Source organism: Falsihalocynthiibacter sp. CO-5D18, assembly GCF_041205445.1.
GTDB classification, from domain to species: domain Bacteria; phylum Pseudomonadota; class Alphaproteobacteria; order Rhodobacterales; family Rhodobacteraceae; genus Falsihalocynthiibacter; species Falsihalocynthiibacter arcticus.
In genome coordinates, this window is record NZ_JBGFCF010000010.1 from 18432 (window position 1) to 32117 (window position 13686).

Annotated in this window: 10 protein-coding genes; 4 read left to right on the forward strand and 6 right to left on the reverse strand. The window is 50.7% G+C overall.

Annotation, left to right across the window (positions count from 1 at the left end):
• Positions 1-36: 36 nt before the first annotated feature.
• The 3 genes from AB9F27_RS13735 to AB9F27_RS13745 all read left to right on the forward strand — a co-directional run bounded on the left by AB9F27_RS13735 (position 37) and on the right by AB9F27_RS13745 (position 1844).
• Positions 37-747, forward strand: coding sequence for a phenylalanine--tRNA ligase beta subunit-related protein (locus tag AB9F27_RS13735; RefSeq protein WP_335585897.1), 711 nt, complete (start codon positions 37-39; stop codon positions 745-747).
• Positions 744-1355 carry a LysE family translocator gene (locus tag AB9F27_RS13740; RefSeq protein ID WP_335585896.1) on the forward strand — a complete coding sequence of 204 codons (612 nt, stop codon included), beginning with the start codon at positions 744-746 and terminating at the stop codon, positions 1353-1355. The genes AB9F27_RS13735 and AB9F27_RS13740 overlap by 4 nt, the downstream gene beginning before the upstream one ends.
• A 366-nt stretch (positions 1356-1721) precedes the next feature.
• A complete protein-coding gene (locus AB9F27_RS13745) occupies positions 1722-1844 on the forward strand; it encodes a hypothetical protein (protein ID WP_335585895.1) in 123 nt (40 codons plus the stop codon).
• A 334-nt stretch (positions 1845-2178) separates the two neighbouring features.
• Here AB9F27_RS13745 and AB9F27_RS13750 read toward each other — a convergent pair whose 3' ends face one another.
• The 6 genes from AB9F27_RS13750 to AB9F27_RS13775 form a co-directional block, all read right to left on the reverse strand.
• On the reverse strand, positions 2179-4125 hold the full coding sequence (locus tag AB9F27_RS13750; protein ID WP_369757850.1) for an ATP-binding protein: 1947 nt from the start codon (positions 4123-4125) through the stop codon (positions 2179-2181).
• Positions 4126-4554: 429 nt separating this feature from the next.
• Complete coding sequence (locus tag AB9F27_RS13755) at positions 4555-5499, reverse strand: GGDEF domain-containing protein (protein WP_335585892.1); 945 nt, start codon at positions 5497-5499, stop codon at positions 4555-4557.
• A gap of 55 nt (positions 5500-5554) precedes the next feature.
• Positions 5555-6373, reverse strand: coding sequence for an alpha/beta hydrolase (locus AB9F27_RS13760; RefSeq protein ID WP_335585891.1), 819 nt, complete (start codon positions 6371-6373; stop codon positions 5555-5557).
• 795 nt (positions 6374-7168) lie between these two features.
• Positions 7169-8152 carry a transporter gene (locus AB9F27_RS13765; RefSeq protein WP_335586718.1) on the reverse strand — a complete coding sequence of 328 codons (984 nt, stop codon included), beginning with the start codon at positions 8150-8152 and terminating at the stop codon, positions 7169-7171.
• 70 nt (positions 8153-8222) lie between these two features.
• The gene (locus tag AB9F27_RS13770; protein WP_335586717.1) at positions 8223-10013 is read right to left on the reverse strand and encodes a DUF3604 domain-containing protein; all 1791 of its coding nucleotides are present in this window, start codon (positions 10011-10013) and stop codon (positions 8223-8225) included.
• 4 nt (positions 10014-10017) lie between these two features.
• On the reverse strand, positions 10018-11946 hold the full coding sequence (locus tag AB9F27_RS13775; protein WP_335586716.1) for a DUF3604 domain-containing protein: 1929 nt from the start codon (positions 11944-11946) through the stop codon (positions 10018-10020).
• Positions 11947-12239: 293 nt separating this feature from the next.
• Between AB9F27_RS13775 and AB9F27_RS13780 the strand changes: the two genes are divergently transcribed.
• Positions 12240-12917 carry a Crp/Fnr family transcriptional regulator gene (locus tag AB9F27_RS13780; protein ID WP_335586715.1) on the forward strand — a complete coding sequence of 226 codons (678 nt, stop codon included), beginning with the start codon at positions 12240-12242 and terminating at the stop codon, positions 12915-12917.
• Positions 12918-13686: the final 769 nt, after the last annotated feature.

Here is a 13686-nt window from a genome sequence, read left to right on the forward strand (position 1 = left end):
TAGGTAGAGACGAACTCTATTTGGCAGGCTTAACCTATGAAATTCACTTACGCTCCGCATATGACGGAGACATTCCCTCATCTACAGACTGGCTTAATTTTCGTCTCCAATATCAACAACGATGTCGCTATCGATGCGCAAGTGCGAGAATGGGAAGAGGCAGCCAAAGCTCGACTGGGGGACGGCACAGAAAGTTCGCTGCCAGAGATACAAGCGTGGCGGGCCGGTTACGCAAAGATGGGATTTAAGCCGACACAAGTGCGATGTGCCTCGGAAGCTCTTTTACGGCGGTTAAGACAGCACGGCTCTCTGCCAAGCCTTCATCCGTTGGTCGATCTGTGTAACGCGGTGTCTGCGATGGGCGCTCTCCCTGTAGCAGCGTTCGATTTGGCGAAGGTTGAGGGAAACATTCAGGTCTGTCCGGCAGCTGGTGATGAGCAATATCAGACCTTTGGCGGGGATATCGAAACGCCAGAGACCGGTGAGATCATTTTCCGCGATGATGGTAAGAACGTGCATGCGCGTCGTTGGGTCAATCGTCAAAGCGGTTTGTCGGCAATACAAGCCTCTACCACTGATGCGTTGATCGTGATTGAAGGCTTGCACGAGACAGCGAAAGTTGACGTTCTTGCGTTACGAGACCGGCTGGCGGATCAGATATCCAACGTGTGGCAAGGTCGGTTGTCCAAAGGACATATCGAAGGCGCGATAGGCAATTTCGATACCGACTTGAGATCTCAGACATGAGCATCGAGTTTCTGGTCACGGCTTTCATCGTTTGCATCCTGCCAGGTACTGGTGTGATTTACACACTGGCAATTGGCCTTGGACGCGGCTTTGGACCGTCTGTTGTCGCAGCATTGGGTTGTACTTTTGGCATCATTCCCCACGCGGTCGCCTCTATCATAGGGATTGCCGCAATTATTCAGACAAGCACATTGGCATTCCAAGTCGTTCAATGGGCTGGCGTGGGCTATCTGTTCTACATGGCGTGGGGGATTTTACGCGATGATAGCGCGTTGGCAGTCTCCGAGAACAGTGAACCAATCGGTGCATATCGTTTGATCCGCGATGGAATACTGCTCAATGCTCTGAACCCTAAATTGTCATTGTTCTTTTTGGCATTTCTTCCACAGTTTGTACCGGCAACCACCTCGCGGCCAACATTTGCGATGACAGCACTTGCCTTGGTGTTCATGGCGATGACTTTTGCTGTCTTCGTCATCTACGGGGCATGTGCGTCTGCGGCGCGCGATCATGTAATAACACGTCCAAAAGTCATGGTCTGGTTGAAACGCTCATTCGCGGGGGCATTCATCTTGCTTGGTCTGCGACTTGCTCTAGGGGGCCGTTAGTAACTTTCCTAAAGCAGTCATTGGCGCAGTCGCAGCGAATTGGCGCTTTGTCCGCTTAGCAGACCTAGCGACCTAATAATGCTGCGGCAACGTGTCAATGACCGCTTCGGTGGACTGCACCGCAGCATTTGAAAATGTTCTGAGCGGCAGGTTTGGGCCGATAGAAACTCAAACTTGTTGCTACAATTGCAGTTGCACGCCACAATCGGCACCGCAGCTTGGAGAGCGAAATAAAGAATGCGATAACCGCAACGTAGGCAATCACATAAGGCACAACCGAGTGCCTCAAACAGACAATTAGTGAACGACCGCAGTAAAACCCAAGCCATTACGGCGTCGGATTGCTGCACATTGAAAGGGCAGACGATGGCCAAAGGTAAAAACAGCAAAAAAGAGACCAAAAAACCCAAAAAAGAGAAGCAGAAAGTCTCTGCAACTGCGGGTTCCCAGAACGGGAAACCTGCAATATCAATCACAGGTAAAAAGTGACGTAAGGCGATAAAAATGGCGACCAAATCGCTGGAGTGGTAAAATCACAACGGAAGCGATGGTCGCCGAAAGACTATAGGAGTTGAATTGAAATGATGCGCGATGCACCAATGGCCGCAATGCGAAAGCTGCGCCGCAGCATCTGCGAGGCTGAGGGCCGGAAGCGGACTCATTTTTCAAGTGCGGCATTGGAACTAAGTGCGGAAACCGGACTTTTGCTGCGGAATGCACGAAGGTCTGCTATGTGGATAAATGAACCTTTATGAGGCCTGCGCCAATTATTGCTTTCAGGAGATCGACAAAAACGGCCGATTCCCCCCAACCCCAATTTAATTCAATTGCTCTGGTCGACAGAGCTTAGCGTTTTGGACACCGCACTGAGGAGTTCTTGTCGGCTTACGGGTTTCATTAGGCGGATATCAGACGGCTTAAGCCCGTTGCCGTGCACCGTCGCCTCAGAGGCATAGCCTGACAAGAAGATACAGGGTAAATTGGGATCAATCAATCGAATGGCTTTAGCCAATGCAGGACCTTGAAGGCTCCCTGGCATCACGATGTCTGTCAAAACAAGGTCAAACCGAAGGTCAGTATTGAAAATTTCTAAAGCTTCGTCGCCTGTGGCTGCGGTTGTGACTGAGTAACCCGCATTCGCCAAAATGCGTTTCAGAATGAGCAGAACTTCTTCTTCATCCTCTGCAAGGAGAATTTCAACTCGCTCGCTGGGAATATGAAACTGCTTGTGCGGCTCTCTTTTGGGGGGAACTAAAGCCTGAGTTGTAGCCTTAAAGTAAAGTTTGAATGTTGTCCCGACACCAACTTCTGAATAAATGCGGATAGCACCTCCGGATTGTTTTATAAAACCGTGTACCATCGAAAGCCCTAAGCCAGATCCACGGCCAACGCCTTTGTCGGTGAAGAAAGGCTCAAAAACATGTTCTAGCTTTTCGGCAGGGATGCCGTGGCCGGTATCGCTAATTGCCAACATGACATAACGACCCGGTTCAATATCCTCACCCCGCTCTAACATATATTCTTCGCCAATCCGCATGTTTGCGGTTTCGATTGTCACCTTGCCGCCTTCAGGCATCGCATCTCGGGCATTTAAGAGGATGTTGATAATCGAGGTCTCTATAGATGTTTCATCAACTTCAACATCCCATAGTCCGGCCTGCAACGACGTCTCGATGTTTATCGTTTTGGGCAAGACGCGGGCGCACCAGGACATCGTGTTTTGCACGTTGTGATTCAGATTAAGTCGCGTTGGCTTCAGATGTGCGCGGCGCGAAAAACTAAGCAGGTTTTTGGTCAGGCCCGCGCCACGATTGGTCGCATCAACAGCTGTTTCGATTCGGGCTTTCCAATCGTCTTTGCGACCTGTTTCAAGGCACAACTCCAGATTTCCAAGGATGATGGCAAGTAGGTTGTTGAAATCATGCGCCACACCGCCCGTTAGAGTGCCAACGGCTTCGATCCGCTGCGACTGGCGCAGGCGCATTTCGGCCAGGCGCAGCTCGGTCACGTCAATACTTGTGCCGGTATTTGCGATTACCTTGCCGTTTTCATCAATAACGGGCTCTACTATTTCGGAGATATACCTAATCCCATGATCCGGATGCAGAGCGCGGTATTCATAAACTTGGTCTTCACCGTCATTCAATCGAGCGATTGCGTTTACGATAATATGGAGATCATCCGCATGTATATGGCTAAGATCTGGGCTGTGCCCCGAAGTTTTGGTGATATATTCGTCCGGCATCAAACCAAAGTGTGCAGCGTATTGTTCTGAACAGAACGTACAAGTTCCAGTTGATTTTTCGTAAGAAAAGAGGCCGATGCGCGCAATGCGGATCGCTGTTTTTAGCCGCGCTTCACTTTCAGCCACCATGGTGACCTGTTTGTTCTTTTCCTCGGTCTGTTCGTTCAGGGAAGTTTCAAGGGTCTTCTCCCTGTCACGCAGCGCTTGTATGCCTGTATCGCGTTGTTCTCGTAGTCGCCCAAGCAATGTGCCCAGAAGCGTGAATAACACCGACCCAAGGGCAACTTGCAGCAAACTCCCTGTCAAAGTGGCAGGTCCAAATCCAACGAGGTATGAATTAAAGACAAAAAGGGACGCAATCAGTCCGGAAATCAACCCAGAACGTTGTCCGCCCATCGATCCAGCAATCACCACGCAGACTACGATGATGAGAAACGGAATAGGAATTGCCATTCCTGTGCGAAAGGAAACCTCGACCGCAAGCACGGCAAGAACAGTGGGCAAAACCCATGCCAACTTAATCATTTATGGCTCACTCGCAGCAAACTGGATCATCACAGCCATTATCTTAACCTCAACGTTGAACGTAACCGGAATAATATTCTATGTTTGGAACGGCGTCTCGACAATTACGAGAGCTCGTTCGAGCAATCTGTAGCATTCCAGCTTGAATAGCAATTAGACGGTTTGGCGTCTAATTTTTCTGAAGGCTGTAGATGTCTAATCCAAGCCACTTAATTTACACCAAAACCCTTCGTAATAATGCGTGCGACTTTTTCAAGTTCTTGGCTCTGGTCACGAAAGCCAACGTTCAATCACTCCGCAGCATCTAAGAATATGGGCTCGTAGTGGTGCTTCGTCGCGCAAGGCGGCAAGGTCGGCATTGATGGGTGAGGCTTTGCCGTCATTTACTGCAACTGCAGAGGTTTACTTAGTGATCCTCCAACTATGAGATCAACAACTCCCTTTTTCAGCGCCCGTCGAATATAATCGTGACGAGGGGAAATTCCCACCATTGACAGTCCGGTTTTTTCCGAGTGCTTTTGCTCGATATAGGGCCGCGTCCGCTTGCTTCAACAAGTCAAGATATGAGGGGCCGAAGTGCCCAATTCGGGTTGCAATCCCAATGCTAACGGTAATGGAACGCAGTTGATTTGCATCATTGGCAATTTGATCGTGTATGCGTTGAGCAAATGAAAATGCTCCCTCGCTGTCGGTACCATTTAGCGTAAAAATGAACTCTTCGCCACCGAAGCGCGCTGCTGTTTCTGTTTCTCGGCAAGCCTTTGAAAGGCATAAACCCAAGGCTTGCAACACATTGTCGCCGTGGCTGTGACCGTAGGTGTCATTAATCCTTTTGAAGTCGTCTATATCAAGGATCAGAAGCGACAATGAATCACCACTTCGCTCGCAGGCGGCGAATTGGTGTTCAATTTCTAGATTGAAAGCCCGACGATTCATGAGGGTGGTTAGCTCATCTATTGTGGCCATTTCTGCAAGGCGGATCGATTGCTCCTCCAGCGTGCTTCTGGCTTGAACCAACTCGTGATATAGTTTGTCTCTGTTGACGGCCAAAAAGAACCCCCAGATGATTGTTCCATCCTTGCGGGTCTTAGCATTTGCAATCACTGGTAGACGAGCGCCGTCCTTGCTTAAGAATGTCAGTTGTATTTCAAGGCATTCGCCACTTTCGAGAAGCATCGGGTAAACATAGCTCTCGCAGAAAAGCCGAGAAGCAGGCGACATAATGGTGGTAGAAGCCTGGCCGACAACTTGCTCGACAGGCCATCCCAACTCATCGGTGATATACCGATTTGAAAAAATGATTCTGCGATGATTGTTTGAGACAATACACCCAAAAGGCAGATCATCCAGTTCGACACTTGTCAGGTCCGTCATCAGGTCGAAACTCTAAGAAATTCCGTCACATTCTGACCGACTTCTTTTGGGTGAGTCATGTGCAGGCAATGGCCTTCAGTGTCGCCTTGGGAATTTCCTTTTTAACGAACTCGCCGATTGAAGTTCCCGCGAGCGCATCAACACTACTTTGGAGGATAAGAACTGGGTGCATCGCTTCAGGTAGCAGGTGCCTTAGGTCCGAAAAGAACGTCGCCTTGGCAAACGTTTTGGCGATGACAGGGTCTGTTGAGCAAAAGCTGTCCGAAAGCTCTCCGACTAATTCCGACCCCTTGTCCGCACCCATAACTAGGGGAGCGAGGTAGTTCGCCCAACCGATGTAATTTTTGTCCATTAGGTCGATAAGCTCTTCCAAGTCGGCGCGATCAAATCCTCCAAAATAGTCAGGCGGGAGGTTCAAGAAACACGGTGACGGGCATACCATAACAAGGTTTTTGAAGTATTCCGGAGACTGTAGGGACGCAATCAATCCGATCATTGAGCTAACTGAATGACCGATGAGTGTCGCTTTTTTGAGATCCAAGGCATCACAGATATCTGTCACATCTTCGGCGTAGCCTTCCAAAGCGCTATATTTCTTTGCATTAAATGCCGATATATCTGATTTTCCGTTCCCCACATAGTCAAACAGAACTATTCGGAAATGTTTAGAGAGTTCCGGTGTTAGAAAACGCCACATAGTCTGGTCGCAACCGAAGCCATGCGCCATGAGAAGCGTGTGCTCTCCCGATCCAATCACAGTGACATTGTTGCGCAGTAATACGTCGCCTTTTGTCATTCCCAATTGCGGCACCCCGTTGATTTGATGTACAAGCCCAACCCCAGCGGATGTCAAAGTTTGAATAACAAACCACATTTAAACCAAAAGAAGCCTGCTATTACGCAGATCGTTAATATTAAAATAAAGTTAACAACTCCTAAACGAGCATCTCGCCGATAAACGTTTAGGACTCAGGCCTGCCATTCGTTTCGCAAGGTGCCAAGGTCAGCTTTGGGCCGTTCACGGCAACCATGGGCGAGAGTAATGTGGTCAATTTCTGCACCATGCACATTTTGACAATAAGGGCGGACAGCTGACATTCGCTGCAAGTGCGAACCGGGTGTGCCGGAACGTTTGAAGCCGACATTGGGGAATCCTAGAAACGGGAGTTTTCTTAGCGCTGTCGCAAGTCGGCTTCGAGCCCAGACCTGCCGCACCCGTAAAACTAATTTTCAGGGGCCGCCAATTTGAATGCCAACGACACAAAAACTATGCCAGAAACTCTGTTGAGCAAAATTTGGGCGCTTGGAGAATCTTTGGTCCGAGCGCCAAGTGAGCAGGCAGCAATCACCACGACACCAAATACAACAAGAGTCACGCAAACCATCAAAGCTCCGAGTAGGTAAAACTGTGCGATAATCGGCCCGTTCTCTGCAACGAAAAATTGAGGTAAGAATGCCAAGAAAAAGATCGTGATCTTCGTCTTGATGTGGCGGGTGATGTCTTACAAGACCGCCTTGTGCAGCGCTGGTTGGCGCAAGGCTTTTCGCCTGAAGCGGCACTGGTCCGCGCGCCAGAAATCGATTTGGCGAATGCCGTGCTTATTTCACAACACGCGTTGCCAGCGAACATTCTTCTAAGCGATTTAGACACATCGCAAGGCCGCCAAACCTAAAAAACCATCGAGACATTGAGCCACAAGGTATCACTCTCAAATCGTCGTTTTGCTCCGAACTCTTTATAGTATTTTAACTTAAGGCTGACGTCTTTTCCAAACACAGAGGTGCCGCTGTAGGTGATCGCGGGGCCCAAGCCAAACACTTGTCCACTTAGACTTTCAGCGCCCAGAAACGCTTTCGTGCTTTGCGCGCCTGTGCCGCTGTCATCGCCGATTTGTCGATAGGCATAGCCCGAAGCCCCAAAGGCCCATCCGGATTTCACATGTTGCATTACTGTGGCCTCAAGATTCAAAGCCGGAGCGTTTTGATAATCCGTGGCTTTGTTGCGGGTGCTAAACAAAAGGCTAGCAGCCCCAGAGACCTCCAGCCCCGTGGTCGGATTGAAATGGGTTGCGGAAAAAACGGGTTGAAAGGACCAAATATTTTTGCCGGTATTGAGGGCATTTATCGTTCTGTTCGGAACGTCTAGGGTGGCCGTGCTGTAGCTCCCTGTGGGCACAAATACAGAAAAAGCTGCGCTATAATGTAGCATGCCGCTGTGCCATCCCACCAATGTTGTCGCGGTAATATCGCCAACGCCGGAGGCCGTATCCGAAATTGGCAGGCCTGTGAGGGGGGGCGTTTGGCCGATAAACGTCAGGTTGGCATCGATGACGAAGGGGATGTTGATGTTAACAGCAGGCGTTCCCCCCCAAAGCTCGCCGTCAAAAACTTCCGTCACGCTGAGTTTGGCGAAGGACAGCTTCAAATCGCTATCCGCCCTGATTGGCAAGCCCGCGAGCGACAATCCTTGAACTGACCCTTCCGACTGAACAAAATCAATGCCCGCATAGGTGCCAGGCCCCGGCACAATGCCCGAAAAGCTGTCTCGAGACCCAAGGAGATAGGCGCCAAGCCCGCCTTCAACTGCATAAGTCGGGCCTGCGATACCTATCGCGAAAAGGGCGGCCACTACGTGGCGGTGGGTCAGCGACATTTTGATTTCCAATCAAACGAGTTAAACAAGCGCGACATCCGCAAAATCGTTAACCGGATGTCGTTTTCGGTTACTTGGCAGGGGTGTACCAGATTGGTGATCCCCAAGCGCGCTCTTGAATGGTGGCCGCTACCTCGGGCAACAACGGTAGATCATTGCGAACCGCATCATAAGTTGACCACCTTGGCGTTGGAATTTCGATGGCCCGCGCGTAGTAAAACGCGTGTTGGCTTGGATCAAAACTCTCGTCGGTCCAGCTCCCCATGAGTGTCGTTGCGCCGATATCATTCGTGTATAGGGCGGTGGTTAGATCGACGGTATTCCCAACTGCGGGCAGGAGACCCTCGGCACTTGCGACGCGATCATCCGACCATACTACATCCACAATCTGTTCATGGGTTTCGCCGCGGCTGTCCACCCACCCCTTGATGACTTGAATGCGATCGAGATTTGCACCCATTGGATCTTTAAGCGCATATACCGTGAAGGTTGGCGCGGTCTCGCTCGAGGCCAAATCTCCTCCCATCGGCACTCCGTTGGCAAAGCCATCCTCAACCATTGCAACTGGATCGCTGAGGTTTGCCGTGAGGTCTGCCCCGCCAAACATGCGTACTTGAATGCGCGGACCTGAAGTTGCGAATGTTTCGCGCCGTTTCATGCCATCGTAAATTGAGGCACGTGTATTTTCCTCAGCCCAAACACCTGCAAGTGAGCCGATAGAGAGATCAATGCCGTCAATCCAGCCGCCGACTCCTGCCGTGCGGCGGCGCTCCACGCTGCCATCTTCCGGACCGTGGCCCCCGATGAAATCATCTTCCGCTACGTCCGAAGTAAGTCCGTTGTGGCTATCTGTGCCTCCGATGAACCCAAGTTTGAAAGGGTTCTCGCCAAGGTCTTGTTCATAGGCCACACCCAGCTTCAGCCCCTCACGCACGAAATCGCGTTTGGAGAAATACCGGTTGGAGTTCTTTTGGATCGAATTGGCGTTCTCAAAATCGGCAAACTCGTCTGCAGTCCAGAATGACTGGTGAACTTCGGAATTGCCCTTAATCTGCATCATTTCTATGAGCGGCTCCCACTTAGCACGAGTGCGGGCATAATCGGCATCGACCGGATCGCCAAAATTATCCACCTTCGGGAACATTTGGCCCTTGGATGCGTTTGAGTTGTGCGGGATTGCCAAGAGCGTTGAACCCGCGTCTTGTGTGGCTTGTAACCACTCCCACAACTCTTCCACTTTATTGGTATCATAGCTCGAAAGCGGTAATTCGGGCACTATGTTGTCGCGGAAAATCACGTTGCGATGCATGTTGCCGCCTTTAGGTGCGGACGACCATTCAAACGCTATGAGCGCTGTGAAAACCCCTGGATCATTATGTTCTTCAGCGGCATCAATAATAAGTTGCCAACCGGATTTTGTGGTCTCGGGCCCTTGGTAAAAAGGCGGGTGGCTTGGATTGTCTCCGCGATTATTGGACACCACGTATTTATAGAACCACGCTTGTTTGTCCTCAAGACTTTCGAGCGTGCGTAGTTCTTGAAGATCATCCTGAAGATACCCCGGGGCGTCAGGGAAGATCGTCGAATACATCTCACCCAGATATTCAACGTGGTCGCTTACGGCCGCGAAATCGAGAGGGCGTTCAAGCTGTTTATGACGCCCGTTTACCAACACGGGTGCGCCTTTGGCAAAACGCAGGCTGTCCGATGGCATCAATCGCGCGCCCCCAATATAGGCGTCCAAAGACAATGCTGTGTGCATGTGTGTTTCGCCAAAATAGGCGTTTCGCAGTGGGTTTGGTTCCGCAAAAGCGGTGGTTGCCAAAAGGCCGGCCGCAAGGGAGGGAAGTACACGTTTCATAAAATTATCCTTCAGGGCTATACCAAATTGGCGAAGTGTAGGCGCGTTCCTGAACTGTCATTGGGATGTTTTCAGGAAGGTCCAAATTGAACTTTATAGCGTCATATGCTGTCCACCGTGGTGTTGGAATTTGAAGCACACGGCCATAATAAAATGCTTTAAGGGTGGAATCAAAATCAGGATCTTGCCACACGGCCCCCAATTCAGATGCGCCAATTGTGTTGGTCCAGCTGGGGATCGAAAGATCGACGGTATTCCCCACGGCAGGAATTTTTCCGTTCGCATCAGCAACGCGATCATCAGACCATGCAACATCATATACTTTCTCTTGCGGCACACCGTCAGAGTCCAACCAGCCCTTAACGATTTGAACTCGGTCCAGATTTGCGTCCATAGGATCACGCAAGGCGAAAATTAGGAAGGAAGGCGACCCTTCACCGGGGTGCATGTCTGCCCCCATCGGAACGCCCTTAGAATAGCCAACCTGTGCAAGGTCGCGACGATGCGTATCGGCCTCCTCAAAATCCCAACCGCCAAAGAACCGAACCCGAATACGGGTGCCCGTTGTGGAATAGGCTTCACGGCGCTCCATGGCGTCAAAGATTGGGCCACGGGCGTTTGAGGTAGCCCAAACGGCGGTCAAACCACTCGTGATATAGCGCCACGAATGATACTCAATATCGAGATCATCGTTTCTCTTGGATAGATGATTGGCGCGGTGTTCGCTCGGTTCGTAGGCCGTAAATTTTCCATAAAAATTGTCATTGTCAGGCGTAGAAAGGCCAGTATGGGCGTCCCCAGCTCCCACAAGACCGAATTTAAAGGGGTTCGTGCCCAACTCATTTTCCAGCTGAAGCCCACGCTGTAATCCTGACCGAACGTATTCTCCGGGAAGCATTTCTGGCGTTTTCTTTTCCGAAATATCTAGATTGCCCCAGTCCCAAGTTTCAAAATCCGCAAATTCATCGTCTGGAGACAAAAGAGGATGTGCTTCGCCATCGCCTTTGATCTGGGTCGCCTCATACAGACGCTCCCACTTGTTGCGTTGCTGTGCATATTCCGCATCATAGGGTGCACCGTCCGCGAAATCGTCCTGTAACGCGAACATCATGCCGTTTGAAAGGTTGCCGTTGTGCGGAATAGCCGTCACATCGCCACCGGTCTTAGCTTCATAGTTTTCAAGCCATTTCCACAGATCTTTCGGGTCGCGGCTGCCCAAAGGAGGGGTTGTCGTGTACGGAACAATTTGCCCCGCACGTTCGGGACCATCCCGAAAAATCACATTGCGGTGGAGGTTATTCCCCGCCTCTAGAGAGGTCCACTCATAGGCGATGAACGTCGTGAATGTACCCGGATCATTGAACTCCTCAGCGGCTTGAATAATGTCGTCCCAGACGCGTTTGTACGCCGGATTTCCGGGCTGATAATTCAACGCCGGTGAGAGTACGCCCTGAGAAAACTGCCGCACAAGTTCCGTCGCGGCCGCTTGCGCCTCTTGCCCGCCCTTCGCGAAGGCTTCGTGGAATTTCTTGCCATCGGGATCTGCAACAATATTTGGAGTCCCCGCGATCATATCCGTAATCGCTCCCATACCGTCGGAGTGGTCGGTGATCATAAAAAAATCGAAAGGGGTGCGCAGCTTTACAGGTTGGCCAGTGTTAGAGTTCACTTGTTCGCCGCGAGCAAATCGATAGGCGTCGCGCGGTAGGAGTCTGGTCCCTCCGCCGCCAGCGTCGCCCGATAAGCCCGTGTGTACGTGGGTGTCCCCAAAATAGACGTTTTCGGGAAACGCTCGGTCTGCATAGGGGGAATAAGGCCGTTCGGCAAAGACCGGATCAAGTCCGGTCATATCAATTGCGTCTTGTGCCGCAGCGGTGGTTGCAAAAGCCGCTGCAACCGCCATTACCGATACTGAACTATTACAAATTCGCACTAATATTCCTCCCAGAATGTGGAACACTGACCACGTGAATTTAGCGTACTGAACACGAGGGAGCCGTCACCGCCCAACCGTGCCATTACCCCAATAATGGGCAGTCTTACCCGATTTAACGCGTGGAGCTGCACCCTCGAATTTAGGCAAATCAGCAACAAAATATGGTCGATGGCGCGTTGTTTTTTGAAGGCCAACGCGATCCACAGTTAAAATCAATAGCAGACACATAAGCATGGCTTCTGCAAAAAGATTGTGTATTCTCATACAATCTTAGCATTTTCGGAGATTTCATGCCAGATTATTCCAAATTGCGCGCTGGTTGGCTTGGTGATCCACCACGAGAATTCGCCGATGCATTCCTTAAAACTGGCCGTTGGATCCAGATAGATTCTGGGCAAATTATTTACGGAATTGGAGCAAATGATAGCAATCTTTATGGGATTGCTTCCGGTACGGCGCGGATGCAAATGGCAATGAATGAACACGAACAAAGACTGTCTCATGTCATTGGGCCCGGATTCTGGTTCGGGGAAAACGAATTCGTTTCTGGCTCTCCTCGCATGCTGGGGTTTGAGGCCGCAACCGACATGCTCCTCTTAAAGATCAACCGTTACGATTTTCTGCAACTTTCCAGAGAATTCCCCGAAGCTTGGAAATGGATCGCCTTACTAGCCGGGCAACACCTGATCACCGCAATCGGAGCGGCAGACGACTTGATGCTTTCCGCACCGCAAAAAAGAATGGCCTCCGTTTTGTTGCGCCTGTCGGGAAACCGTTTAGGGCACCCACGATCCCCCCCAATCAAAGCCATTCCGGCCACGCAGCAGGAGTTGGCCGTCGCCGCAAATCTATCAAGAGCATCCGCAGGGAGTATTCTGCGGGAGATGGAAAGAAACGGAGAAATCTCGATTGGCTACGGTAGTTTAGTGATATGCAATGCAGGCGCGCTGACAGCGCGGGTTCTGTGAGCTTATGACTTCGCATCCAACACCGCACGAATCTTTGAGCATCCTGCCCAAGCAAAAGAATCTATTCGTAGTAATTCTGAAAGCGGCCACGTGAATTTTTCAGCTAGACCCAATTAAAAACGAGGGTTTCCACCCTTCGTGTCGAATGCTGTGCAAGTCAACAAAGCTTGATAAAAACTGCGTGGCCTCCAATTATAATTTGGGTAGACCCAAATGATCGTAAGCGTCCATTCACCCCTTATAATTCCACGGCAGAAGCTGATCCATTTTAATGATCTTGTACCTGTGATGTGGCTCAGGGTGTCTTTAAGGCAAGCCTGTGGATCACCAAGCACCAAGGTCAACTTCGGGCAGGTGCGCGCGTATGACTGCTAAGTCCGCACACTGTGAGTTCAGTTAGGTGCGTATTTCGCAGATGCAGCGAACGGCAGGTTCGACGGGCCGCATTGCAGCATACAACATGTCCGGCGAGAGGCAGCTAAGGGCCGAAAGCAACCAGCGTTGCCCAATAGAGCTTGCCCAAATGCATTATTTCTTAATTGTGAGACAGGAGGCGCAAATGGCTGGTCGGCCACACCCCAGACTCCCTTGGGCGTCAGCCTTGCTCTGCGTTTCCCGATGACACATGCTTATGGGCGGGCTTTCGCTGCGGTTTGTACTAAGATTTTCTACACGCACAAGGCTTACTTTTCCCAAATTTGGCACCTGCGATTGCTTTTAACCGTCCTGCTGAGTGCGCATAGCTTAATAGACAGACCAGAACGACATT

Coding starts and splice junctions, on each gene's coding strand:
- AB9F27_RS13735 (WP_335585897.1), top strand. CDS start 37: ATGAAATTCACTTACGCTCCGCATATGACGGAGACATTCCCTCATCTA.
- AB9F27_RS13740 (WP_335585896.1), top strand. CDS start 744: ATGAGCATCGAGTTTCTGGTCACGGCTTTCATCGTTTGCATCCTGCCA.
- AB9F27_RS13745 (WP_335585895.1), top strand. CDS start 1,722: ATGGCCAAAGGTAAAAACAGCAAAAAAGAGACCAAAAAACCCAAAAAA.
- AB9F27_RS13750 (WP_369757850.1), bottom strand. CDS start 4,125: ATGATTAAGTTGGCATGGGTTTTGCCCACTGTTCTTGCCGTGCTTGCG.
- AB9F27_RS13755 (WP_335585892.1), bottom strand. CDS start 5,499: ATGACGGACCTGACAAGTGTCGAACTGGATGATCTGCCTTTTGGGTGT.
- AB9F27_RS13760 (WP_335585891.1), bottom strand. CDS start 6,373: ATGTGGTTTGTTATTCAAACTTTGACATCCGCTGGGGTTGGGCTTGTA.
- AB9F27_RS13765 (WP_335586718.1), bottom strand. CDS start 8,152: ATGTCGCTGACCCACCGCCACGTAGTGGCCGCCCTTTTCGCGATAGGT.
- AB9F27_RS13770 (WP_335586717.1), bottom strand. CDS start 10,013: ATGAAACGTGTACTTCCCTCCCTTGCGGCCGGCCTTTTGGCAACCACC.
- AB9F27_RS13780 (WP_335586715.1), top strand. CDS start 12,240: ATGCCAGATTATTCCAAATTGCGCGCTGGTTGGCTTGGTGATCCACCA.